The sequence below is a fragment of the Ligilactobacillus ceti DSM 22408 genome (assembly GCF_000423245.1).
In the GTDB taxonomy this organism is placed as follows: Bacteria; Bacillota; Bacilli; order Lactobacillales; family Lactobacillaceae; genus Ligilactobacillus; species Ligilactobacillus ceti.
Map to the genome: position 1 here is coordinate 536526 of NZ_KE383993.1, position 20260 is coordinate 556785.

Genomic DNA, 20260 nt, shown 5'->3' on the forward strand with positions numbered 1-20260 from the left:
ACTAGTTAGTGAATGCTTTAGTATTTTTATTTTTCATTTTTGCTAATATTATACATGTATTCAATAATAAAATCCTCTTCTTCTTCTGTTAAAATTTTAAAAGGGTTAGGCGTTTCAATATCACATTCATTTTCTATCCCAAAACCTTGAGTATAAGTCACAAAATCAAACCCTAATTTTTTATCAATGCTTTCCTTTGTAACTTTCATACTAATCACCCCAATATAGATTATTATCATCTTAATTGTAACACCAAAACAAGTCGAAAAAACATATCTATGTTAACCAGAATCTATTAGTTAACAATGAAGTTTAAGTTAGTCAAATTCATAATTTTATTTGAATAATATTAATACCAAAACAATTAATGTTGCGATTGAAAGAATTAAGTTAACAATCGATAATTTTAGTGTGAGTTTCATTTTTAGGCAGATTATGATAATATAAAGATATAAAGGGGCGTTAACCCCTTCGCATTACCTTAATAGTGATATAATACCAACTATTAAAGATAATAAACCAATAATCACTGAAATGATTTGTAATTTAATTTGTACAATTTCAAATTCAGTGAATTGAGCCTTAGGTTTGTCCGAACCTTGAGGCTCTTTTTTATTATCATATACTGCTCACGCCTCCCTTCTTATTTTATTGATATAGCAATTTCATTCAATTAATTAAAAAACAGCGTTTCGTCATAATCATAATGTGGTTAACTATTTTCTAACATATTTTTTCTATCTTGAAGTAATTGTTCAATTTCTTCTAAATCTTCTAATGTGGCTAATTTTTTGATAAAATTACGGCACGTTGAACGTCTATTTAAATATTGTTTTCTTTCTTTATTTGCATTATCCCATTTAAGATTAGCTTTCTTTTTGGATTCAGTTACCGCCATGTTTATCACTCCTATTTCAAGAATATATACATTAACAACAATATAATATTAAGAATTTGTAGAGCTATAATATATGTTGTTTTGTCTTTTTTCATAATATCATCCTCCTAATTCAATTAAAAAATCTCATGTTTACTATCTATTGTTTGTTCAATAACAATTTAAGTAAATAATTTATAAATTATAACCCCAAGCACAATTAATGATCCTGTACTAAGTAACGCTTCTTTCCACGTTGCTAATCTTATGTCTACTTTTAATTTACCTTTCATAATAAAGTGATATCTGTTAAAATTTAGGTACACAAAGCAAGGGATTTTTTAACCACTTACTTTGCTAATTGGTTATCTATCCCAACTATATTCTAACGATAAGCTTAGAAAAATCACGTTGATTTCGAATGTTAAAGTGATTTCTTCTGAGCTTATTTTATTTCAATAGATATCACCATCACACCACATTTTATTTATTAATCCAAGCTAATATTAACATATCAACCACACTTTTATCAAAGTTACCTTATCAATAATATTTAACTTTAATGCATTAATTTTTTCTGTATCAAAAAAAGCACCCACAAAAAGTGAATGCTTTTAAATTATTGATTCTTTGTCGTTCTTTCTTAGGTTATACCTGTATTCGAGAATACATTATTCCAAGATCTACAAAAGAGTACAGTGTTCTTACATACACATTTTTAAACACAACGTGGGAATCGAACCCACCAAGAAGCCTTTCTTTTGTGTTCTTTTAAGTACAAGGTGGTTGTACTCAACTAACTTACAATAACTATATTACACTATATTCTACATGATTATCAATATATCTACTGAAATTCATCAATTTTTTTATTTTAATCAAAACTGATAAATTTTTATAACCTTTTGCCCATTCTAGAATAATCATATTGTTATGAGTGAGTACTTTATTTTTTATCGTTCTTTCTTAAGTTATACATATACTCAATAATAAAATCTTCTTCTTCACTTGTGAGTCCTACAAAAGGGTCAGGTGTTTCTACATCACATTCAGTACCTAATCTACATCCTGAACTGTACGTAACAAAATCAAATCCTAATTTTTTATCAATGCTTTCTTTTGTAACTTTCATTAAAATCACCTCGCTACGATTTAAAACAAACAACCTTGTTATAAGTAATTGTATTCACATATTCATTTAAATCAAAATTATAAATATCATACGTTACAAATTGATCATCATTACTTACCAGTGTCTACCATCATTTAATTTAATCACCTTAACCCATTTTGAATAAATATTTTTATATTTTTAATCAGTAGATAATCTATTTTTCCTGGATTTTTGACATTTGTTTAAGCTTTAAGTCTATCAAATAATCAGTTACAAAATCTAATTCATCATCATCTAACACATCGAATGGATTCATCGGAATGATATCACACTCTTGTTCTATGCCATATTTAGACGGATAATCTGTCCAATCAAACCCTAATTTTTTATCAATGCTTTCCTTTGTAACTTTCATACTAATCACCCCAATATAGATTATTATCATCTTAATTGTAACATCAAAACAAGTCGAAAAAACATATCTGTCCTGGATTCTTTAGCTAAACACTGCTGATTTTTCCACTTTTTGAATAATGAAAACCAAAATAAAAAAGCACTACACAAAAATTGTTTTACCAACATTTGTGTAGTGCATCATTATTTTTTAATAATCATCTTGCTTATAGCCAAAGGAAGCTAAATCAATTTTACGATCTTTCCAGTTAGGTTGAACTTTAACCCAAAGTTCTAGATATACTTTATCACCTAACATGAGCTCGATATCTTTTCTAGCTAGCACACCGATTTTCTTCAACATGCTACCGCCTTTACCGATAATGATCCCTTTTTGACTCTTACGTTCTACCATGATCGTTGCTTGGATCAAGACTTTTTCTTCATCTTCACGCGCAATTCGTTCCACCACAACAGCTACAGAGTGCGGAATTTCTTCACGTGTTAAGTGTAAAACTTTTTCACGAATTAACTCACTTGCGATAAAACGTTCCGGGTGATCAGTAATTTGATCTTCTGGATAGAATTGTGGTCCTTCAGGTAAATCATTAATTAAACAATCTACTAATTCAGGACAGTTATTTCCTTCTAAAGCAGAAATTGGGAAAATTTCTTTATAATCTAAAGTTTGACGATAATCATCCATAATTTCTAGTAAACGATCTGGATGAATTTGATCAATTTTATTAATTACCAAATAAATTGGTTTTTTAACATTTTTAAGTCTTTCAATAATGAAATTATCACCAGGTCCACGTTTTTGAGTTGCATTGACCATAAATAAAATCGCATCGACTTCATTTAAAGTTGATAAGGCAGATTCCACCATAAAATCACCTAAGCGACTTTTTGGTTTATGAATCCCTGGAGTATCGATGAAAATAATTTGTGCATCATCAGAAGTATAGATACCTTGAATCTTATTACGCGTTGTTTGCGCTTTATCACTCATAATGGCAATTTTTTGTCCTACCACACGGTTTAAAAATGTTGATTTACCAACATTCGGACGGCCTAAAATCGCTACAAAGCCGGAATGAAATTCTTTATTCATTTATTATATCCCTTTCATAGTGCTTAGTTTCAAAACCAAGCTAACACTTTCGGCAAAAGAATAACCGCCGCAATAATCAATGAGAAAATCGCCGCAATCAAGACAGCACCCGCTGCCATATCTTTTGCTTTTTTAGCTAACGGATGTTTTTGATAATCCGTCGCCAAATCAACAACACTTTCAATTGCAGAATTAATCACTTCTGTAATTAAAACAATACTAATACTTAATAATAACCAAAGCCAGTCACTTAAACTAACTTGTAAGACGAAACCTGCAATCACGACCAGGATTACAGCTAAAATATGAAACCGGAAGTTGCGTTCTTCTTTATAAGCCGTTTTTAAACCTGCTAGGGCATAATAAAACGATTTATAAAAACGCCGATTCTTCCAAATTCGATTATCTTTTGAGTCCATAATTATCCAAGATTTTATTTTGTAAAGCAAACATTTCTTTTTCATCTTCGGCGCGCATATGGTCGTATCCGTTGAGATGCAAGAAACCATGGACAACAAGAAAACCTAATTCACGATCTCTAGAGTGACCTAGATATTCAGCTTGTTCTGCCACACGATCCATCGAAACCATAATATCACCAATATTTTTCGCTTCGCTAAATTCCATATCTTCTGGAATAATAATCGGTAAAGCATCGATGTCATCTTCTTCAATCGCAAAACTAATCACATCAGTTTCTTTATCTACTCCACGATATTCTTTATTGATTTTATGAATAGCTTCATTGTCCATTAATGTAACTGACATTTCTGTATTTTCTGGTAAATCCAATTCTTTACCGGCAAATTCTAAAATATCTTCAATTAACGCAATTTGTTCTTTTGAAACTTGTTGTGTTTCATCATAGATTTCTAAATCCATTAGCGTCTCCCTTATTTCTTCTTATTTTCTTTCGCATAAGCATTAATAATTTCAGAAACAACTGGGTGTCTTACAACGTCAGCTGCATCGAATTTCACAAACGCAATATGTGGTAGATGTTGCAAGATATGTTCCGCATCAACTAAACCACTCTGGCTATGACCTTTAGGTAAATCAATTTGTGTTTTATCACCATTCACAACCATTTTTGATCCAAAACCTAAACGAGTTAGAAACATCTTCATTTGCGCACTTGTTGTGTTTTGCGCTTCATCCAAAATGACAAAAGCTTTTTCTAAAGTCCGTCCCCGCATATACGCTAGTGGAGCGATTTCGATAATCCCACGATCAATTAACCGTTCAGTATGTTCTACACCTAAAACAGCATGTAAAGCATCATAAACAGGGCGTAAATAAGGATCGACCTTTTCTTTTAAATCACCTGGCAAGAAACCAAGTGATTCTCCAGCTTCCACCGCCGGACGTGTTAAGATCAAACGATCAACTTCATTCCGTTTCAAAGCTGCAACCGCCATTACCACCGCTAAATATGTTTTACCGGTTCCGGCTGGTCCAATCCCGAAAATCAAATCATTATCACGAATTGCTTTGACATATTGCCGTTGACTATAATTTTTCGCCCGAATAGAACGCTTTTTAAAGTCTTTCAATAATGTTTCGTTATATAAATCGCGGAAATACTCTAAAGTTTCCCGTTCCGCCATATTTAAAGCTGAAACAACATCGGCGCTACTAATCTTAATACCTTTTTCTAAAAGGTTAGTTAATTCTTCCAACACCATATAAGCTTGTTGGACATCGGCTTGTTGACCAATAATTTTAATTTTATCCCCGAATGGTTGGATTTCTACCGCACGTGTTTCTTCGATTAATTTTAAATGGGCATCATTGACCCCGAATAAAGAAACTTCTAATTGCGGATTACGCATCCAATATTCTTTTTCAAATAATTGTTCTTTTGACAAATAAATGTCTCCTTTTATCAATATTAATTGGTTAGTCCTAATTTATTTCCGATTCATGTATTATATTAGTTTAATTTGACCCGTTTTTCAATCAAAAGAGCCGTTTTTTCAAGCACTTTCACCTAAAATTAAGATTTATGATAACAATAAAAGCACCCCAAACGAGATGCTTTTGTAATTTAATAAAAATTAAGCTGAACGCCCTTCTTCGATTAGTGTCACTAATGTCTGAACATCTTGTTTCGAACGAATCACCACCTGCATATCGTTAAGCTGAATCGTCTTCACAAACAATCCTTTTTGAACTTTTAGAGTTGTAATATCTTTACACCAAATTAACTCTGTGTATTTCACCTGAGAATAGACTAATTTACATAACTTAGGTTCTTTCATCGGATACAAAACAATTCCTGCTTCACCTGGAATCTGCCGGTTAATAAACACTACTAATTGTTCTTTGCCTGCATATTTGCCTGTCGTCACATAATCAATACTCTGAAACATCACATCAGCTGTAAAATCATGTATTAATAAACTAATTGGATACTCAGTATCAGCTGTCAACTTCACACCTAAATCGGCTAAATTTTGTTGGATTTGAGCTTTAGTCATTCTTTGAATTCCCATTCATCCGTGCTCCCTTCCTAATTCTCTTTAAATTAATTATAGCACCACCAGCCCTGGTTCTCATCCGAAACGCCTCTTTTTATTTCGTTAACTTATAAAAATCATTAGTTTCTTCTATGGTGTTACGTTTAATTTTATACCTAAAAGAAAAAGTTATCTAAATGTTGTTAAATCAAACTTTAGCCAAATAAAAAAGCACCTACTATAAGCAGATGCTTTTACTATATATTATTAATAATTAATCTTCAGAACTTAAATCTTCACAAATAATATTATGGTTTGTGAAAATATCAATATCTCCAGCAATTGTAATTGCCGCTTTCGCCATTTCAGCTGCTGTCATATTTGTAGCATGTTTTTTCAAAGCTTTAGCTGCTGCATAAGCATAGTTCCCGCCTGAACCAATCGCTAAAATACCATCATCTGGTTCGATCACTTCACCAGAACCGGACACCATTAATAAATCTTTGTCATCCATCACAATCAATAAGGCTTCTAATTTTTGTAAAGCTTGATCACTGCGCCATTCTAAAGCTAACTCAACAGCCGCTCTTTGTAAGTTACCACTATATTCATTTAATTTCTTTTCAAAACGTTCTTCTAAGTTAAATGCGTCCGCCACACTACCAGCGAAACCAACAATTACTTTATCATTATAAATCCGGCGTACTTTACGCGCTGTGCCTTTCATAATGACACGTTCTCCCATTGTTACTTGACCATCACCGGCCATTGCGTTGTGACCATTATGTTTAACGGCACAAATTGTTGTTGCGTGAAATGAAACATTTGCCATTTTCAAATCCTCCTCAATTTTCTTCTAATTATATCTTAGCTTATTTTTAAGCTCGGGGGAAATACTTTCGATAATCCCGTTGTAAGTGTTCTGTCGTCACATGGGTGTAGATTTGTGTTGTCGATAAACTACTGTGACCTAATAATTCTTGTACAGCACGTAAATCAGCACCATTACTCATTAAATGTGTCGCAAATGTATGCCGCAATTCGTGCGGATGAATCGTTGTTGTCAAACTACTTCTTTTGACAATTTGATTTAAAATATAAGTCACTCCAGCCGCCGTTAATGGTTCACCATGATGATTCACAAAAACTTTTTGATGATCTTTTTGATATTTTTCCATTAAAGGTTGGCGTGTTTTCACAAAATATTCATTTAACGCACTTTCACAATATTGCCCAAAAGGTACGTAGCGTTCTTTTTTCCCCTTCCCTCTTAGCAACATCGCTTTCGCACTATAATCAATATCATTCATTTCCAAACCAATACACTCACTAACCCGCATCCCGGTGGCATATAAACTTTCCAATAATGCATTATCTCGCAACATTAAAGGATCGTCACCTTGCGTTGCTTCAAATAAAGCCATCATTTCCTTTTCATAGAAAAAATGCGGCAAAGAACGCGGTTGGCGTTTCAACTGCACATACGCAAACGGATTCTCAGTCACATATTCACTTTTATCTAAAAAACGATAAAACGAACGCATACTCGAGATAATACGTGAGATGCTGGTCGTTTTGTATTCTTGATCATATAAAAAACTCATATAAACATGAACATCAAAATTATTAATCTCTGCAAAAGACTTCGCACCACCATTATCAGTAATAAACTGACAAAAAGTTTGGATATCACGACTATAAGCTTTCACTGTATCATCAGAATATTGTCGTTCAACACGTAAATATTTTTGAAATTCTGTAATCCATTCTTGTTCCATCTTTTCACTCACCATTAAAATTATTAAATACTACTCTTTTATATTTTCTAATATCCTCGCCCGAGCGTCAAGGTATGTCACGAATATTAACAAGTCTTTAAACAATTAAAAACACCCCTTATAAAAAGGAGTGTTTCCAAATTATAAATTCTTATCCATATCAAAAGTTAATTTCGATAATGTCAAACCTTCCACAACTAAATCCGCAATCATTTGCATGGTTTTATCTTTCATGGCAGCTGAAATAGCGTAATTAGCTTGGGTTAATTCATCAGTAATTTCTGCTGGTGTTAAGTTTTGCACTTTTTGATCAAAGTCCGCAATCATCGTTCTTTGTTTTTCACGTAAATCTTTCAAATAATCCAAATCTTTTTGAATAAAATTACTATGATGTGATTCAACTAACATGGATAATGTGCGATACATCCAATAAGCACTCTTAATATCATATTTAAGCGGTGTTTCACTCCAAGCTGGATCGGTATCATGTGCATTCGTATAAAATGGCACAAATGGCGCAAACGAAGGAACCCCAAAACAGATCCACATTAAAGCGGCATTTTCTTTTGGTACATCATTTCTGATTTGTAAGACGTGTGCATTTTGAGTACGATTGAGCGAAATCGGACGAAAACGAACTTTATCTTCTTGTGATCCTTGGCCCAATGGATCATATTGTGTTTCATTATAGTGTGAACCTAAAATATATTCTAAATCTTCCACCGCTAACAGACGTTCTGCCCGACAAATGAAAGGCAAATCGCTAGAAGTTGGTTCTTGGATAGTACTTGGATTAAAGCAGCGTTGGCCATACCAAACACGTGGTGTATTGTAATGACGATCTTTATTATTATCCGTACCAAAGATTCGTCTAAAGTTAAAACCTTCTCGATCAGGATTAAGATGATGTTCTATCACAAATTCTTGTAATCCAGCGGACCACATATAATTATCTGGATCATTAAAATCAATTTGTTGTTGCGCTACTTGATTAGCCGCAATCGCATAAGCATCATCCGGAATTCTCGTAGCAGCCCAATGATGTCCAGTTACAATTTCCATATACCAAACTTCATCTTGATCAGCAAATAAGACACCATTTCCTTCAGCAGAACCATATTTTTTAATTAAATCACCTAAATATCGCACACCTTCTCGCGCAGAATTAATAAATGGAGCGACCATATGTTGCATACAATCTTCAGCCAAACCATCAGATACCAAAGGATCATACGCTAAGGCTTTTTCATTACCATAAACACTTTCCGTACATGACATAGCGACATTTTTTTCATTAATGGAACTTTCACCATAAAGGCCTTTTTCTTGCACTTCAACATTCGGTGTCATTGTGGCACGATATCCTGTAGTAGGTAGTGGTGCTTGAAAACCATTTTGTGTTGATTTTAAAATTTCATGACGATTTTGCGCAGCTGGCTGCATCAAAAATCTTTGTGGTGTAATCGGCATAAAAGTATCATCGTTACGGGCAATCATTGTGGATCCATCGATTGTTGCTTTTTTACCAACTAAAATTGAAGTACATGCTTGTTCATTCATTGAAAATTCCTCCCGAAACACTTTTTAATTGTTCTTAGTTTATACCTGTTTAATCCAAACTACCAGAATTTAAATCTTAATTTTAGTTAAAGCTTTTATCTGTTAATCAATAAAATTCTAATTGCAAGCACGGACAGAAATTGATATAATTTATTATTGTTATGGAGAGTTGGCAGAGTGGTAATGCACCGGACTCGAAATCCGGCGAACCGGCTAATACCGGCGCGCAGGTTCAAATCCTGTACTCTCCTTATCAGTGTGCATTAGAATGAATTATGAAAAATAAAACGCTCAAGCCTAGTGAATCAAATCACTTGCTTGAGCGTTTTTATTTTGTCTAGTTGTTTTTAAGAAAATTATTTTTATCACTTTAAATAAATGCTTATACGTTAGGAATCTTTGGTAAAGATTCTCCTAAAAGAGTTTTAACTGTTTTAACTCATCGATAACTTGATGCATCTAATTAATTTTTCTTGTTTCTTCTGTTTATATAAAAATATAATACAACCATTCCAATAAATATAATCAATGTACTCTTCATTGTATTATCTCCTTTTGTTTATTTATTATTTTTAACTAAACCACAGAGTCCATACAGATTTTAAAAATATCATTACAATAATAAGCGCCATACATATCAAAAATAAAACATACCCACCAACCATAGCATATTTCGCCCATTTTCTGTACTTTTGAAATTTATCGAATAAAGAAAAAATGAATATCACTGGTCCAACGATGAAAACTAAAATCAAGCTTATTTTACCTAAAAAGCCTATAATGTTATCAGTCGTTATAAAATATCCGCCGCATACTAAATATACAAATATATCCCATTTTGTTAAATGGACACTATTTTTTCCTACATCTTCCATTTTTATTGTTCACTCTTTTTCTACCTTGACTAACTACTTATATAATTACTACACTATCTATCTTTTTGTTTAAGCGAAAATAATCACTGAGAACGATTTACATATTAACATCAAAAAAAGAAGCGCCATACTAAGTCCAAATAACATATACCCACCAACCATAGTATATTGCACCCATTTTCTGCACTTTTGAAATTTATCGAATAAAGAAATAATGAGTAGCGCTGGTCCAACTATGAAAAATAAAATCAAGCTTATTTTACCTAAAAAGCCTATAATGTTATCAGTCGTTATAAAATATCCAGCACATAATAAATACACAAATATATCCCATTTAGTGAAATGCACGTCATTTTTTTCTTCATCTTCCATTTTTATTGTTCACTCTTTTTCTACCTTGACTAACTGCTTATATAATTACTACACTATCTCTCTTTTTGTTATTAAATAATCATAGATATTGATTGCCACATTAACATTACTACTACTAAAAATACACCCAATCCAAACAATGCCATTCCTGCATGAAATGTTTTTTGTGCATATTTATCTAATGAATTAAACTTTTTAATTAAAGATACTAAAAATAATATTGGCGATACTATAAAAATCAACGCTAGACTAATTTTTCCTAAAAGCCCTATTAAATTATTTTCGGTTAAAAAATATACACTACAAATGAAATAAAAAAATATATCCCATTTAGTGTAATGAACGTCAATTCTTTCTTTATCTTCCATGTTTAATGTTCACTCTTTTTCTACCTTGACTAACTACTTATATAATTACTACACTATCTCTCTTTTTGTTTAAGCGAAAATAATCATTACGAATGTTAGCACTATGCTTAACGAAAGCAAAGCTCGTCCTGCATCAAATGTCATTTTTACATATTTATCTAATGAATTAAACTTTTTGATTGCAGATAATAAAAATAATATTGGTGCTACTATAAAAATCAACGCTAGGCTAATTTTTCCTAAAAGCCCCAACAAATTATTTTCAGTTAAAAAATACACGCTGCAGGTGTAATACAAAAATATATCCCACGCTGTAAAATGGACGCTAATTTTATCTTTATCCTTATCTTCCATGTTTAATGTTCACTCTTTTTCTACCTTGACTAAATTCATATCTACTCTCTTATTATACCATATTCAGACATTTAGTTATATACATTTAGGTAAACTTTGCCTCCCTAAACCTTGTTATATCACCTTTGCGGGCGTTTTCTAAAAGGTACTGATCACCTAAACAACATCTTGAATAACTGTTAAAACAAATGTTAATAGTACGGAAATATTTCACGGAGTTCTTTTTGTTTTGTCACTCCCCCTTGTCGATAGTGGTTAATTCACATTAATGTTATAGTAACTTATTACATATTATAAACAAAAAAAACAAGCTACCATATTCGGCAGCTTGTCTAAAAATTATTTTTATTTAATGTATGCTTCTTTCCAGTTATGAGAAACTCCGGCTGAGTTATGCACGACATCTTTCACGTTTGAACGAAGCATTTGTGGTGTATTACGTTGTACCAATGGGATAACACCTTGTTCACGGTTAAGCAATTTAGCAGCTTTCACTAAATCATCCCAACGTTTGTCTGGATCGCCTGCATCTGTTGTCTTAGATGCTTGGATTAACTTATCGTATTCTGTATTTGTCCATTTACCGTTGTTATAAGGACTACCTGAAACCATTAAATCTAAGAAACTAATTGGATCAGAGAAGTCAGCACCCCAAGCGGATAAGACGATATCAAATTCACCTTTTTCAGAACGGCTTAAACGTGTCTTAAATGGAATGTTATTTACACTAACTTTAATTCCTGGTAAAGTTTGTTCTAATTTACTTTGTAAGTATTCTGTTAATTTCTTCGTTAAATCAGAATCATCACCTAAGATATTGACAGAGAAGCTTGTTTCTCCAACTTCTTGCATACCTTCTTTGAATAATTTTTGTGCTAAAGCTTTATCATATGTGACACCAGCTTTTGTAGCTGCATCTGTTGTAAAGTCTTTACCATCATGTTTAGCCAAACCTTGAGATACGAAACATTTAGCTGGTAAAGTACCACTACCTAAGATTGTTTTAGCAATTGTTTTCCGGTCAATAGCATATGAGATAGCTTGACGGATTTTCTTGTTAGCTAAGAATTTATTGTTTTGGTTTAATTCTAAATAACTTAAGTTAGAATTTTTCACAATTGAGAAATCAGGATTATCTTTCAATTGTTTTGCTTGTTCTGGACCTAATGTTGATTGATCCAATTTATCAGATTGATATAAACTATATGATGTTGTTGTACTCTTATTAACTTGGAATTTAATTTTATCTAATTTAACTTTTTTAGCATCCCAGTAATTTTTATTCTTCTTCAAACTCCAGCTCAAGTTCGTTCCTGTCCAACCTTCCATCTTGAATGGTCCGTTATACACTACGTACTTAGCAGATGTTCCGTATTTCTTACCAAATTTTTCAACTGCTTTTTGGTTTTGTGGGAAGAATGATGGGAATCCCATTAATAATTTGAAATATGGAATTTGTTTATCTAATGTAACAACTAATTCATATTTACCTTTAGCTTTTATACCTAAATCTTCAACCGGTTTTTTACCTTCATTAATATCGAGGGCATTTTTAATACCTTCATACAAATATGCGTATTGTGAACCAGTTTTTGGATCAACTGTTCGGCGCCAGCTATACACGAAGTCTTGTGCTGTTACAGGGTCACCATTGGACCATTTAGCGTCTTTACGTAGTTTAAATGTATATGTTAAACCATCTTTAGAAACTTTAGTTGCAGTCGCAATCCCAGGTTCAATCTTACTATCTTTACCTAAACGATAAAGACCTTCCATACTATTGCTTAACATATCAAAACTATAGTTATCAGTTGCTAAGGACGGATCCATTGTTGAGATTTCTGCTGGTAAACTCCATTTTAAAACTTGATCTTTTGACTCTGTGCTTTTTTGACCACATGCTGTTAAAGCCACAGCTCCTGTTAAGACAACACCACTTAAACTTAAAACTTTACTCCACTTCATACACATCTCCCTCTCGATTAATATTAAGTAATAATTAGCTTGTGATTAATATACATTAGAATAACATTAAAAGTCAACTACTTTTTTATAATTTATTTTACAGCTTTTTCTGATCCCTTTGGTAGATATAAGTTTATCCAGGGTATATCTATTCTAATTTATTTTTAATTTAATTATAATCACTCTAAAAAAAGAGTTACAAAACAGTTGGTTGCACTGCTTTGTAACTCTTTTTTATTTTTCACATTTTTGCCAAACTTCTTGTAAATAAGCTAAATTCAAATCCTTCGTTGTCTCAACAATGTCGATATCAGCACCTAAATCTTGTGCTTGGCCCACACCAACTGGCACAGCTCCACTCGCTTGAATCGCTTGTATTCCAGCTAAGGCATCTTCAATACCTAAACATTCCTGAGCGTTTAAACCAATTTCTTTAGCTGCCAACAAATAAATATCTGGTGCTGGTTTCCCCGCAGCTACTTGCTTGGGATCAGCTATCCCTAAAAAACAATCCGCTAACCCTAATTTTTCTAAAATAACCGGACCATTTTGACTCGCTGATGCTAAAGCGATTTTAATATTAGCTGCTTGTAATTCAAATAATAACTCTTTAATACCCGGCAATATATCGGCCGGGGTAATTTTTTGAATCATTTTTAAATAATTTTCATTTTTTCGTTGCATCAATTCTTGAAAAGCTTCACCTTGATAAAGTTCAGTTTGTTGACCTTTTTGTAAAATCAACCGTAATGAATCAGCACGACTCAAGCCTTTTAATTGTTGATTAAATTGACGATCAATTTCAATACCTAACTCCGCTGCCAAAGCGCGCCAAGCTAAATAGTGATACTCAGCCGTATCTGTAATCACACCATCTAAATCGAATAACACACCTTTAAACATGTTTACTCCTCATTTCTGTGTACAGGAACTTGAATTTCATTTTGTAAAGTTAATAAATATTTTTCTGCATAAACGTTTAATTCTAACGGTTCACCCGCTAACAATGTTACTTGCACAGTTGTAGGCGTGACATTCACTTTCAATAATCGTTGGCGATAATTAATCCGAAAACGATAACCTGACCATTGTTTAGGTATCACAGGCGCAAACGATAATTGATTATGATCGGTTTTCATTTGGGCAAAACCGTGTACTAAAGCTAACCAACTACCTGTCATCGATGTAATATGCAGTCCATCTTCGGTATCATGATTATAATTGTCTAAATCTAGTCGTGCTGTGCGTAAATATAATTCTAAAGCTTTACTCGTTAACCCTAATTCGGCCGCTAAAATCGCATGAATACATGGTGATAAAGATGACTCATGCACTGTTAAAGGTTCATAAAATTGATAATTACGCTCTTTTTCTGCCTGACTAAACTGATCATTGAAAAAATATAACCCTTGCAGCACATCGGCTTGTTTAATATAACAAGAACGTAAAATCTTATCCCAGGACCAGTTTTGATTTAAAGGTAAATCTTTTTCGCTTAACTCAGTAACTGGTTTTAATTCTTTATCTAAAAAAGTATCATGTTGCACAAAAATTCCCAAGTCAGCTGAATACGGTAAATACATCTTATCAATAATTTGTTGCCAGTCAGCTAATTCTTGTTGATCAACTGTAATAGGACTACTTGCTGCATATTTGCAATACATTTCTTTAGTATATTGTAAAACCCATCGCGCCAAATAATTAGTGTACCAGTTATTATTCACGTTATTTTCATATTCATTCGGACCGGTCACACCATGGATCATATATTGATCTTTGTGTGGGACATAATGAACCCGATCCGCCCAAAAACGGGCAATTCCGACTAAAACTTCTAAACCAGTTGTTTTTAGATAAGTATCATCACCAGTGTAATTTGTATAATTATAAATAGCGTAGGCAATGGCTCCATTACGATGAATTTCTTCAAAAGTTATTTCCCATTCATTATGACATTCAACACCCGTAAAAGTTACCATCGGATATAATGCACCCTTTAAGCCTTGTTGTTGGGCATTGTGATAAGCTTGTGGTAATTGTTGATGACGATATTTCAGTAATTGCAATGGTACTTTCGGCTCAGTTAAGGCTAAATATAAAGGCAATGCATATGCTTCCGTATCCCAATACGTTGCGCCGCCATATTTTTCACCGGTAAAACCTTTGGGACCAATATTTAACCGTTCATCTTCACCATAATATGTTTGGAATAATTGAAATAAATTAAATCTTAACCCTTGTTGAGCAGCTGGATCACCACTAATCGCCACATCAGCTTTGTCCCACCGTTTTTTCCAGGCCTGAGCTTGTTGTTGTAAAGCTTGCGAAAAATCATTTTGACTAAAGCGATTTAATAATTTTTGTGCTTGTGATAACTGGTTCTCCAATGGATAATCACGGTCCGTCACTACTGCCACATATTTAGTGAATTCTAGTTTGGCATCCGCTGTGGTTAAAGTTTTTTGATACTTTTGTTGCACACCAGCTTGATCAAAATGTTCTGTTTGTAATGTGCCATTAGTTTTGTTTTTCATCATCGTTGTCACTACAAATTGCGGCACACCAAACGCATTCTCTTTTGTTTGATTAGTGAAATAAGCATTTTTATCTTCGGTAATCCCGCTTGCTTTAGTTTTCCAAAAATATTCTTCATAATTACTATCTTGATTTTGAATATCGCCTTGCAGCTCAGAGCTAATCTGCACTTCACAGCCCGGCCCAGCTAATAATTCAACTTCCAAATTAAAAACTGCAATCTCTTTTTGAACTAAACTAAAAAATCTTTGCCAACGAAAAGCTAAATGATTGCCAGCGATGTTCACAGTATAACTCCGCCGTAAGACCCCGGCTTGCAAATCTAATTCTAAGAAATAATCACTTGGTGGCTGTTTTGTTAAATCCAATACTTCTCCAGCTACTGTAATTTTTAACGCACTAAAATTAGTTGCATTAATCACTTTGCCAAAATATTCCGGATAACCATTCTTCCACCATCCAACTCGTGTTTTATCTGGATACCAGACCCCGGCTATGTATGTACCTTGATGTGTTTGACCACTATAATCTTCTTCGAAAGTTCCCCGCATCCCCATATAACCATTCCCTAAACTTGTTAAGGATTCTTCTAATAAACGTGTCTGAGGATCAAAATTAGTTTTACTTAATTCCCAGGAATCAGTAACCGCAAATAACTTTTGTTGTGCTTGTTCCATAACAACCAACCTCTCTTTAACCTGCTATTAATTTTAATTATACGTTGCAGCGAACTTTTTAACAAACAACATTACTTACTACTGTCTGACTTAGACCCGTTAGCCTTTTAAAAAGCAGTAACAAAAAAGGACAGCTAACACTGTCCTTGTTGTTCTTTAGAATTATATTCACGGCGCGCCTTCACTAACTGTACAATTTAATCATTGTACACTCCTTTTTAAGGATGTAAGATAGCAAACATAGTTGCCAACCACAATGAAATTAAAGCTATATATCTAAACATTTTAGAATAATTAATTTTCATTTTAGGCACGAATTTGTTATACTCAAACAAGAGGCAAGCTGTAATCTTACCTCTCGATAGCTAACTTAGTAAGTTAAAGTTAGCCAACAAATGAGCCACGCGCTGACAATTCCAATTATAGTAAAGACATCAGAAAAAGTTAACTTTCTCTGAGTAGGCTCGTTAATTTTGACGACGACAATGAATATTTTGTTGTCGTCTTTTTTGTTTGAGTTTGACACTTCGTATCACATCTCACGAATATATCATATAACAATATCATAATATATTCGTGAGTATTCGTTAAAAAACATCAAAAATATCCTATCGATTTAATTTTATTATCTTTTTTTATTTTTTAATTTGGTTTAATTTATCATTTAGTTCTTTTACATTCTTTTTATTTTTGAAATATGTTACTACCCATATAGCTATAAAAATCACTATATACACAGATAAAAAAGAAAAATAATTTTTTATATTATGAGAAAACCAGTATAATCTATATCCTGCACAGCTCATAACTAAAAGATTAATTGTAAAATATACGAAAGAGCTTTTTACTAAACTCCATTTTTCTATATCCCAAATAAATTTTGTTCCTGCAAATACAGCACCTACAAGCCCTGAATATAAAGCCAACATTTCAGCTGCCTTTATATTTCCTACCTTTTCTACAAGAACTAAAGGTGCTGGAGAAAATGCTCCCCATTTCACAGAAAAACACAAAGCAATAATATAACCTATACCTACTCCCATCAAAGCACCTACTAATATTTTTCTGATTCTGTCATAGAGATTTTGCTCTTTCATTTTAAACACCTAACCTTTCTTTAATCCCCTTTACATACCTTCTTGACACATAAGTTTTTTTGTCGTTTTTAAATACAATCTCAATAGTTCCTGTAAACCCTGATTCAAAATACTTTACATTGTCAATATTTATAATTTTCGACTTACTTATCCTTATAAATGATAGATGAGATAATTTTTCTTCTACCTCATATAATCTTAACTTAATTTCAAATTTATCATCAGCCGTTTCTACAAACACTTTGCCACCTTCAGCAAAGACTGTAAAAACATCAGCTAATTTTATCAAGAGAATTCTTTCATCCTTGATGACAGTAAGCTTTCCTGTATTATCTTTATTTATAAACTCCATAATCTTACGTATTTCTTCAGTCATCTCATAAGATTGAATATTGATTTCTGTTTCTTTATATTTTTTATCTATATCAAGATTTATTATCATCTCTATCATCTCCTTTCATTGATAGTATAGCAAAACTTTTTCTGTATGTACGCAAATTCCTATAAACGGTTATTATTAGGCTACAAGTGGTAAAAAATAAAGCGATAGCCGTTTAATCTATCGCTCTAATGCTTATTAATACTGTTGTAATTTACTTTCTCATCTTTCTTTATCACCAACAAACAGGTCTATCTTTCATTGCGTTTTCTTTTTAGTCATAACATTTCTTAATCCTTTTATAACATCATATTTATTATATTAACTTTATTATGACATAAAGGCAAAGTTATCTATACAAAGTAAGCGCATTTATGATAAACTGTATTTGAATGAGAGGTGTTGTCTAATGGGAAAACAAATCGCAGTCATTGTGTGGAGTGTATTATATGGTGAAATCTTAGCCTATGTAGTTTCTGCTCTAACAGGATTAACATTCGATCCTAAACTAGCTGCTATTATTCCTATTATTGCCGGATTAGTTTTAAATAACGTTCTTAATGTATTCATTAGCGATCCGAAAGCAAAACAGGAATAACAACCTACATAAAAAACGTCGCAAAAGATTAATTAATCTTTTACGACGTTTTTTATTTTGTTCTAATAATCTTCTAAAGCTTCTTGAAGTTCTAAAACTTCGCTATCATTTGGTCTTTCTTGCAAATAAAGATTCAAACATTCTAATGCTAGGTTTCGTTCCCCTGCATTACGATAAACAAAAGCTGCATCTTTTAAGAAATCTAAATTATTATGCAATGCTTCTTGAACTGCTTGATAATTTTTAACAGCTTCTGGATAATCATCAATTGCCGCATAAGAACGACCTAAATTCCAATGAATTTGCGGATCAATTTCACCTTCTGCTAAATACTCATTTAAAAAGGCAATATTTTCTTGATGCATATCATGTTGTAAATATAAATTACTCAACGCTAACACTAATGTTAAATTATGTTCATCTTGACTCAATGCTGTTTTTAAATAACGTTGTGCTAATTCAACTTCACCTAATTGTAAAGCTAATTCACTTGCTTTACGATAAAGTTCAATATTATATTCATCAACTGCTAAACCTTCTTGATAAGTCTTTAAAGCTTCACCGAGTTGACCTTTTTCTTGTTGAATATCAGCTAAATATGGGTACGCTGTCGCATATCCTGGGTCTAATTCGATTAATTTTTCAAAACTATTTTGAGCTTCATCTAACATCCCTAATTGTAATTGGGTAAAAGCTAATTGGAAACGTGTATCAATATCCAATTTTTCTTCATGAATTTGATCTAAATAAGCTAAAGCTTTTTCAAATTTACCTTGTCCTGCATAAGAAACACCTAATCTTTGGACTAAATCAACCCGTGATAATTCAAGTACACCGTTTTTAATTAATTCTAAATAAAGTTTTTGTGCTTTGTGATATTCTTTAATATTAAAATAAAATTCTGCTAAGGCAAATTGGATAATTGGCTCATCTGGTGCTAAAGATAAAGCTCTTAATAATTTACTTTCACTTACTTCAAACATCGCTTGTGTTTGATAATAATCTGCCGCTACTAATAATGATTGTAAATAAGCATCAGAATCTGGTTTAATATCTGCTAAATATTGAATAACTTCATCATCATGCCCTTCACTAATCGCAATATCAGCTAAAGCGGTCCGAATTTGATCTTCATCCGGATAACGTTCTAATAATAATTGATAAGCTTTTTTTGCTAAATCAGAAAAACCTAAAGAATATAATTCTTCAGCTAAACTGTATAACATCTCATCGTCATCATTTTCTAAAGCTTTTGGAAAAATCGCATAAGCTTCATCAATTTGACCCATTTCTAACATGTCGATTAATTGTTCTGAATATGTCATATATAACTCTCCTTTTTTGTTTGAAAACATCTGACAAACATCCCAGCGCGCTAAATTCAGCGTTTTAAAAAAGCCGGAACTTTACAGTCCCGACTTTATGCAAAATAAGTTTAAATCTTATTTAACAGCATCTTTTAAAGCTTTACCTGGTTTGAATGCAGGAACTTTACTTGCTGGAATTTGGATTTCTTCACCTGTTTGTGGGTTGCGACCTTTACGAGCTGCACGATCACGAACTTCGAAGTTACCAAAACCGATTAATTGAACTTTTTCGCCTTCTTTAAGAAAATCTTGGATTGAACCAAAAACAGCATCAACAGCAACTGTTGCGTCTTTCTTTGTAAGACCTGTACGTTCTGCTACTGTTTCAATTAATTGTGCTTTGTTTGCCATATGTTTCACCTCCTCAAATGAAGATTA

The 20260-nt window shown here is 32.6% G+C and carries 24 protein-coding genes and 1 tRNA gene; 2 read left to right on the plus strand and 23 right to left on the minus strand.

Annotated features, from left to right (window positions below):
• Positions 1 to 26: 26 nt before the first annotated feature.
• The 12 genes from G540_RS0105470 to G540_RS0105530 form a co-directional block, all read right to left on the minus strand.
• Positions 27 to 209: a hypothetical protein gene (locus G540_RS0105470; protein ID WP_027107264.1), complete on the minus strand. Its 183-nt coding sequence runs from the start codon at positions 207 to 209 to the stop codon at positions 27 to 29.
• A gap of 503 nt (positions 210 to 712) precedes the next feature.
• The gene (locus G540_RS0105475; RefSeq protein WP_027107265.1) at positions 713 to 898 is read right to left on the minus strand and encodes a hypothetical protein; all 186 of its coding nucleotides are present in this window, start codon (positions 896 to 898) and stop codon (positions 713 to 715) included.
• 925 nt (positions 899 to 1823) lie between these two features.
• Positions 1824 to 2009 (minus strand): hypothetical protein, encoded by a 186-nt coding sequence (locus tag G540_RS0105485; protein WP_027107266.1) that lies wholly within the window; start codon positions 2007 to 2009, stop codon positions 1824 to 1826.
• 196 nt (positions 2010 to 2205) lie between these two features.
• The gene (locus tag G540_RS0105490) at positions 2206 to 2406 is read right to left on the minus strand and encodes a hypothetical protein (protein ID WP_027107267.1); all 201 of its coding nucleotides are present in this window, start codon (positions 2404 to 2406) and stop codon (positions 2206 to 2208) included.
• Positions 2407 to 2595: 189 nt separating this feature from the next.
• Positions 2596 to 3498: a GTPase Era gene (gene era, locus G540_RS0105495; RefSeq protein ID WP_027107268.1), complete on the minus strand. Its 903-nt coding sequence runs from the start codon at positions 3496 to 3498 to the stop codon at positions 2596 to 2598.
• A gap of 29 nt (positions 3499 to 3527) precedes the next feature.
• Entirely contained in the window at positions 3528 to 3917 is a 390-nt protein-coding gene (locus G540_RS0105500) for a diacylglycerol kinase (protein ID WP_035463625.1), read from the minus strand.
• Positions 3901 to 4380, minus strand: coding sequence for an rRNA maturation RNase YbeY (gene ybeY / locus G540_RS0105505; RefSeq protein WP_027107270.1), 480 nt, complete (start codon positions 4378 to 4380; stop codon positions 3901 to 3903). Before ybeY ends, G540_RS0105500 begins: the two co-directional genes overlap by 17 nt.
• A gap of 11 nt (positions 4381 to 4391) precedes the next feature.
• Positions 4392 to 5330 carry a PhoH family protein gene (locus G540_RS0105510; protein ID WP_420865050.1) on the minus strand — a complete coding sequence of 313 codons (939 nt, stop codon included), beginning with the start codon at positions 5328 to 5330 and terminating at the stop codon, positions 4392 to 4394.
• Between the two features lie 225 nt (positions 5331 to 5555).
• On the minus strand, positions 5556 to 5993 hold the full coding sequence (locus G540_RS0105515; RefSeq protein WP_027107272.1) for a hypothetical protein: 438 nt from the start codon (positions 5991 to 5993) through the stop codon (positions 5556 to 5558).
• A 238-nt stretch (positions 5994 to 6231) separates the two neighbouring features.
• A complete protein-coding gene (gene hslV, locus G540_RS0105520) occupies positions 6232 to 6789 on the minus strand; it encodes an ATP-dependent protease subunit HslV (RefSeq protein WP_027107273.1) in 558 nt (185 codons plus the stop codon).
• A gap of 46 nt (positions 6790 to 6835) precedes the next feature.
• A complete protein-coding gene (gene xerC / locus G540_RS0105525) occupies positions 6836 to 7735 on the minus strand; it encodes a tyrosine recombinase XerC (protein ID WP_027107274.1) in 900 nt (299 codons plus the stop codon).
• A 141-nt stretch (positions 7736 to 7876) separates the two neighbouring features.
• The gene (locus G540_RS0105530) at positions 7877 to 9295 is read right to left on the minus strand and encodes a C69 family dipeptidase (protein WP_027107275.1); all 1419 of its coding nucleotides are present in this window, start codon (positions 9293 to 9295) and stop codon (positions 7877 to 7879) included.
• Between the two features lie 163 nt (positions 9296 to 9458).
• Here G540_RS0105530 and G540_RS0105535 point away from each other — a divergent pair.
• Positions 9459 to 9546, plus strand: a tRNA-Ser gene (locus G540_RS0105535).
• 321 nt (positions 9547 to 9867) lie between these two features.
• Here G540_RS0105535 and G540_RS0105540 read toward each other — a convergent pair.
• The 9 genes from G540_RS0105540 to G540_RS0105580 form a co-directional block, all read right to left on the minus strand.
• Positions 9868 to 10170, minus strand: a complete 303-nt coding sequence (locus G540_RS0105540; RefSeq protein ID WP_027107276.1) for a hypothetical protein — start codon at positions 10168 to 10170, stop codon at positions 9868 to 9870.
• Between the two features lie 69 nt (positions 10171 to 10239).
• A complete protein-coding gene (locus G540_RS0105545; RefSeq protein ID WP_027107277.1) occupies positions 10240 to 10542 on the minus strand; it encodes a hypothetical protein in 303 nt (100 codons plus the stop codon).
• A 71-nt stretch (positions 10543 to 10613) separates the two neighbouring features.
• Positions 10614 to 10910: a hypothetical protein gene (locus G540_RS0105550; protein WP_027107278.1), complete on the minus strand. Its 297-nt coding sequence runs from the start codon at positions 10908 to 10910 to the stop codon at positions 10614 to 10616.
• Positions 10911 to 10979: 69 nt separating this feature from the next.
• Complete coding sequence (locus tag G540_RS0105555; RefSeq protein WP_027107279.1) at positions 10980 to 11264, minus strand: hypothetical protein; 285 nt, start codon at positions 11262 to 11264, stop codon at positions 10980 to 10982.
• A 345-nt stretch (positions 11265 to 11609) separates the two neighbouring features.
• On the minus strand, positions 11610 to 13229 hold the full coding sequence (locus G540_RS0105560; RefSeq protein WP_027107280.1) for a peptide ABC transporter substrate-binding protein: 1620 nt from the start codon (positions 13227 to 13229) through the stop codon (positions 11610 to 11612).
• A 234-nt stretch (positions 13230 to 13463) separates the two neighbouring features.
• Entirely contained in the window at positions 13464 to 14132 is a 669-nt protein-coding gene (pgmB, locus tag G540_RS0105565; protein ID WP_027107281.1) for a beta-phosphoglucomutase, read from the minus strand.
• Between the two features lie 2 nt (positions 14133 to 14134).
• On the minus strand, positions 14135 to 16441 hold the full coding sequence (locus G540_RS0105570) for a family 65 glycosyl hydrolase domain-containing protein (protein ID WP_027107282.1): 2307 nt from the start codon (positions 16439 to 16441) through the stop codon (positions 14135 to 14137).
• A 635-nt stretch (positions 16442 to 17076) separates the two neighbouring features.
• Complete coding sequence (locus G540_RS0105575) at positions 17077 to 17538, minus strand: DUF3021 domain-containing protein (protein WP_027107283.1); 462 nt, start codon at positions 17536 to 17538, stop codon at positions 17077 to 17079.
• Between the two features lies 1 nt (position 17539).
• Positions 17540 to 17989, minus strand: coding sequence for a LytTR family DNA-binding domain-containing protein (locus G540_RS0105580; protein WP_081653555.1), 450 nt, complete (start codon positions 17987 to 17989; stop codon positions 17540 to 17542).
• Positions 17990 to 18326: 337 nt separating this feature from the next.
• On the opposite strand from G540_RS0105580, the gene G540_RS0105585 reads away from it, so the two are divergent.
• On the plus strand, positions 18327 to 18515 hold the full coding sequence (locus G540_RS0105585; RefSeq protein ID WP_027107285.1) for a YjzD family protein: 189 nt from the start codon (positions 18327 to 18329) through the stop codon (positions 18513 to 18515).
• Positions 18516 to 18577: 62 nt separating this feature from the next.
• Here G540_RS0105585 and G540_RS0105590 read toward each other — a convergent pair whose 3' ends face one another.
• Positions 18578 to 19840 (minus strand): tetratricopeptide repeat protein, encoded by a 1263-nt coding sequence (locus tag G540_RS0105590; protein ID WP_027107286.1) that lies wholly within the window; start codon positions 19838 to 19840, stop codon positions 18578 to 18580.
• Between the two features lie 117 nt (positions 19841 to 19957).
• Positions 19958 to 20233, minus strand: coding sequence for an HU family DNA-binding protein (locus tag G540_RS0105595; RefSeq protein ID WP_027107287.1), 276 nt, complete (start codon positions 20231 to 20233; stop codon positions 19958 to 19960).
• Between the last annotated feature and the right edge of the window lie 27 nt (positions 20234 to 20260).

What these genes read in the sequence shown, in the direction of transcription:
- G540_RS0105475 (WP_027107265.1), bottom strand. Translation starts at nt 898, where the DNA reads ATGGCGGTAACTGAATCCAAAAAGAAAGCTAATCTTAAATGGGATAAT.
- ybeY (WP_027107270.1), bottom strand. Translation starts at nt 4,380, where the DNA reads ATGGATTTAGAAATCTATGATGAAACACAACAAGTTTCAAAAGAACAA.
- G540_RS0105555 (WP_027107279.1), bottom strand. Translation starts at nt 11,264, where the DNA reads ATGGAAGATAAGGATAAAGATAAAATTAGCGTCCATTTTACAGCGTGG.
- G540_RS0105570 (WP_027107282.1), bottom strand. Translation starts at nt 16,441, where the DNA reads ATGGAACAAGCACAACAAAAGTTATTTGCGGTTACTGATTCCTGGGAA.
- hslV (WP_027107273.1), bottom strand. Translation starts at nt 6,789, where the DNA reads ATGGCAAATGTTTCATTTCACGCAACAACAATTTGTGCCGTTAAACAT.
- pgmB (WP_027107281.1), bottom strand. Translation starts at nt 14,132, where the DNA reads ATGTTTAAAGGTGTGTTATTCGATTTAGATGGTGTGATTACAGATACG.
- G540_RS0105575 (WP_027107283.1), bottom strand. Translation starts at nt 17,538, where the DNA reads ATGAAAGAGCAAAATCTCTATGACAGAATCAGAAAAATATTAGTAGGT.
- G540_RS0105485 (WP_027107266.1), bottom strand. Translation starts at nt 2,009, where the DNA reads ATGAAAGTTACAAAAGAAAGCATTGATAAAAAATTAGGATTTGATTTT.
- xerC (WP_027107274.1), bottom strand. Translation starts at nt 7,735, where the DNA reads ATGGAACAAGAATGGATTACAGAATTTCAAAAATATTTACGTGTTGAA.
- G540_RS0105470 (WP_027107264.1), bottom strand. Translation starts at nt 209, where the DNA reads ATGAAAGTTACAAAGGAAAGCATTGATAAAAAATTAGGGTTTGATTTT.
- G540_RS0105595 (WP_027107287.1), bottom strand. Translation starts at nt 20,233, where the DNA reads ATGGCAAACAAAGCACAATTAATTGAAACAGTAGCAGAACGTACAGGT.
- era (WP_027107268.1), bottom strand. Translation starts at nt 3,498, where the DNA reads ATGAATAAAGAATTTCATTCCGGCTTTGTAGCGATTTTAGGCCGTCCG.
- G540_RS0105590 (WP_027107286.1), bottom strand. Translation starts at nt 19,840, where the DNA reads ATGACATATTCAGAACAATTAATCGACATGTTAGAAATGGGTCAAATT.
- G540_RS0105550 (WP_027107278.1), bottom strand. Translation starts at nt 10,910, where the DNA reads ATGGAAGATAAAGAAAGAATTGACGTTCATTACACTAAATGGGATATA.
- G540_RS0105510 (WP_420865050.1), bottom strand. Translation starts at nt 5,330, where the DNA reads ATGCGTAATCCGCAATTAGAAGTTTCTTTATTCGGGGTCAATGATGCC.
- G540_RS0105515 (WP_027107272.1), bottom strand. Translation starts at nt 5,993, where the DNA reads ATGGGAATTCAAAGAATGACTAAAGCTCAAATCCAACAAAATTTAGCC.
- G540_RS0105540 (WP_027107276.1), bottom strand. Translation starts at nt 10,170, where the DNA reads ATGGAAGATGTAGGAAAAAATAGTGTCCATTTAACAAAATGGGATATA.
- G540_RS0105545 (WP_027107277.1), bottom strand. Translation starts at nt 10,542, where the DNA reads ATGGAAGATGAAGAAAAAAATGACGTGCATTTCACTAAATGGGATATA.
- G540_RS0105560 (WP_027107280.1), bottom strand. Translation starts at nt 13,229, where the DNA reads ATGAAGTGGAGTAAAGTTTTAAGTTTAAGTGGTGTTGTCTTAACAGGA.
- G540_RS0105490 (WP_027107267.1), bottom strand. Translation starts at nt 2,406, where the DNA reads ATGAAAGTTACAAAGGAAAGCATTGATAAAAAATTAGGGTTTGATTGG.
- G540_RS0105580 (WP_081653555.1), bottom strand. Translation starts at nt 17,989, where the DNA reads ATGATAGAGATGATAATAAATCTTGATATAGATAAAAAATATAAAGAA.
- G540_RS0105500 (WP_035463625.1), bottom strand. Translation starts at nt 3,917, where the DNA reads ATGGACTCAAAAGATAATCGAATTTGGAAGAATCGGCGTTTTTATAAA.
- G540_RS0105585 (WP_027107285.1), top strand. Translation starts at nt 18,327, where the DNA reads ATGGGAAAACAAATCGCAGTCATTGTGTGGAGTGTATTATATGGTGAA.
- G540_RS0105530 (WP_027107275.1), bottom strand. Translation starts at nt 9,295, where the DNA reads ATGAATGAACAAGCATGTACTTCAATTTTAGTTGGTAAAAAAGCAACA.